This window comes from Streptomyces sp. GbtcB7, from assembly GCF_019091445.1.
Lineage (GTDB): Bacteria > Actinomycetota > Actinomycetes > Streptomycetales > Streptomycetaceae > Streptomyces > Streptomyces mirabilis.
This window is the reverse complement of record NZ_JAGXJM010000262.1, coordinates 1-279: the sequence shown is the minus strand read 5'-3', so window position 1 is coordinate 279 and position 279 is coordinate 1. Positions and strand designations below refer to the sequence as shown.

General features: G+C 65.2%; 1 pseudogene. It reads right to left on the bottom strand.

What is annotated here, in order from left to right:
• Positions 1-279: pseudogene (locus KVT44_RS56050) on the bottom strand (glycoside hydrolase family 75 protein); the annotation flags it as partial.

The window sequence follows — 279 nt, the reverse complement described above, 5'->3', positions numbered from 1 at the left end:
CTTCCCGTCGGACTGGTGGAACGCCGTGTCGTCCTGGAACCAGGGGTCGGCGTCGCCGTTACACTTGCCGGTGACCTGACCGTCGCAGTCGATGTCCATGTCGGCCTTCCAGAACACCGCGCCGTTCTTGCCGCACACGGGGATGGTGGGCGAGGTCTCGTCGTCGGTCTTGTACTTGCCGTTCGAAATCTGCGAACAGGACGTCACCTTGTCGAGCAGGTCGGCTACGCTGACCGAACCCTCCTGGGCGGAACGGGGGGTGACGGAGCCCGACGCGCT